The organism is Actinocrinis puniceicyclus (assembly GCF_018283645.1).
In the GTDB taxonomy this organism is placed as follows: Bacteria; Actinomycetota; Actinomycetes; order Streptomycetales; family Catenulisporaceae; genus Actinocrinis; species Actinocrinis puniceicyclus.
Window position 1 is genome coordinate 1 of the sequence record NZ_JAGSXH010000278.1, and the last position, 2,066, is coordinate 2,066.

The 2,066-nt window shown below is 73.5% G+C and carries 3 protein-coding genes; 2 read left to right on the forward strand and 1 reads right to left on the reverse strand.

Going from position 1 to position 2,066, the window contains the following annotated elements; translation table 11 throughout:
* Positions 1 to 93: 93 nt before the first annotated feature.
* A complete protein-coding gene (locus KGA66_RS28710; protein ID WP_312887117.1) occupies positions 94 to 1,101 on the reverse strand; it encodes a thiamine-phosphate kinase in 1,008 nt (335 codons plus the stop codon).
* Between the two features lie 145 nt (positions 1,102 to 1,246).
* Between KGA66_RS28710 and KGA66_RS28715 the strand changes: the two genes are divergently transcribed.
* Positions 1,247 to 1,480, forward strand: coding sequence for an Lrp/AsnC family transcriptional regulator (locus KGA66_RS28715; protein WP_211472698.1), 234 nt, complete (start codon positions 1,247 to 1,249; stop codon positions 1,478 to 1,480).
* 1 nt (position 1,481) lies between these two features.
* Complete coding sequence (locus tag KGA66_RS28720; RefSeq protein ID WP_211472700.1) at positions 1,482 to 2,057, forward strand: DUF3515 family protein; 576 nt, start codon at positions 1,482 to 1,484, stop codon at positions 2,055 to 2,057.
* Positions 2,058 to 2,066 lie beyond the last annotated feature (9 nt).

Sequence of the window (2,066 nt, forward strand, 5' to 3'; positions counted from 1 at the left end):
AGATGTGTACAAGAGACAGCCCCAGCCCCAGCCGACACCTGCGCCGGCGGTCCGGCACGGTGCGCCACGTTACCGCTGTCCGGTACTGCGTTGTCAGGCAAAGTGATCCCAGCCCTGGCTGCCGCTCCACGCCTTGCCTGCCACGGTGACGCGCGGCGCGGCCTGGTCGTCGGAACGCTTGGTCACCGTGCCGACCACCGTCCAGCCCTGCGGTACATCGTCCGCCGGATAACACGCGGCCAGCGCGTGATCCTCCCCGCCCGTGAGGATCCAGCCCAACGGATCGAGCCCGAGGCGCTCGGCGGCGGCACGCAGCTGCGCGGGGATCTCGAAGGCCGCGGGCTCCAGGTCGATGCCGACGTCGCTCTCGCGGGCGATGTGGCCGAGGTCCGCGAGCAGGCCGTCGCTCACGTCGATCATCGCGCTCGCCCCGGCCCGCGCCGCGGCCGGGCCCTGCGCGTAGGGCGGCTGTGGCGCCCGGTGCCGGTCCAGCGCCTTGCACGGTTCGTCCAGGCCGCGGGCGAGAAGTTCGTGCCCGCACGCGGACCAGCCCAGTTCTCCGGCGATCGCGACCCGGTCCCCCGGATGGGCGCCCGCGCGGGTAACCGGTGCGCGTCCGTGCAGGTCGCCGAGCGCGGTGGCCGCGATCACGATCGTCTCGCCGCGGGTGGTGTCCCCGCCCGCCACCGAGGCGCCGACCAGCGCGCACTCGTCCGCCAGCCCGGCGGCCAGCTGCCGGGCCCAGGACACCGGGAGCCGGGCCGGGGCGGCAAGGCCGACCAGCAGCGCGGTGGGCACCGCGCCCATCGCGGCGATGTCGGCCAGGTTCTGCGCGGCGGCTTTGCGGCCGACCTGGTAGGCCGTGGACCAGTCGGTCCGGAAGTGGCGGCCCTCGAGCAACAGGTCGGTGGACGCGACCACGCGGCCGTCCGGGGCGCGGATCACGGCCGCGTCGTCCCCGGGCCCGAGCAGCACCGCCGGGCCTTGCGCGGCGCCGCGGGCGATCCGGTCGATCAGCCCGAACTCGCCGACCTCGCCCAGGGTCTCATCGCCGCTCCCACCAGCACTCCCGCCGCTCTCGTCGGCCCGCCGATCGCTCACGCCGCAAGCGTACGGCCCCGCGCGGGCGGTGACGCACCGCCGCCCCCTTGCGCCGGAGAGGTATCAGGCAGGTAACGTTTCGCCGTCGCATAGTTCTAATTGACTACTCTCACTAGTCCAACCGGATAAGGGCAGGGAGGACCGCATGGTGCAGGCGTACATCCTCATCCAGACCGAGGTCGGCCGGGCGGCCGCGGTCGCTCAGAAGATCGCGGGACTGCCCGGGGTCACCAACTCCGAGGACGTGACCGGGCCGTACGATGTGATCGTGCGCGCAGAGGCGGAGACGATGGACGACCTGGGCAAGCTCGTGGTCGCCCGAGTCCAGAGCATCGACGGCATCACCCGTACCCTGACCTGTCCGGTGGTGCGTCTCTGAGGTGCTGTTCGCGCGAGTTCCAGGTGCGCTCCAGGCTGCCGCCGCGCTCGGCGTCACGGCCCTGACCGGCGGCGCCGTCTGGTTGCTGTTCCACTCCGGCGACGCCGTGGCGCTCGCCGCGCCCGCGCCGGTCTCCGCGAGCGGCCAGGCCGCGTGTGCCGCGCTGACCAAGGCCGCGCCGCAGACCGTGGACGACGAGAAGCGGCGCCGCACTGACCCGGTCTCGCCGCTGACCGCGGCCTGGGGAGACCCGGCCATCACGTTGCGCTGCGGGGTGCCGCAGCCACAGATCCTGCGCCCGGACTCCAAGGACTACGACCCGACCGCCGAGGAGGCGTATCTCAACGGGGTCGCCTGGCTGATCGAGAAACTCCCCGGCGGCGGCTACCGCTTCACCGCGGCCCAGCGCGCCGTCTACATCGAGGTCGACGTGCCCTCCGCGTACAGCCCGCAGACGAACGCCCTGATCGACCTCTCGGCCGCCGTCATCCGGTCCGTGGCCCGCGCCGACGGGAAGTCCGGGCCTGACACCGCGCCGGCCGCCGGAGCGACCTCGCCCACCCCCTCGCCCCGGTAACGCCTCCGG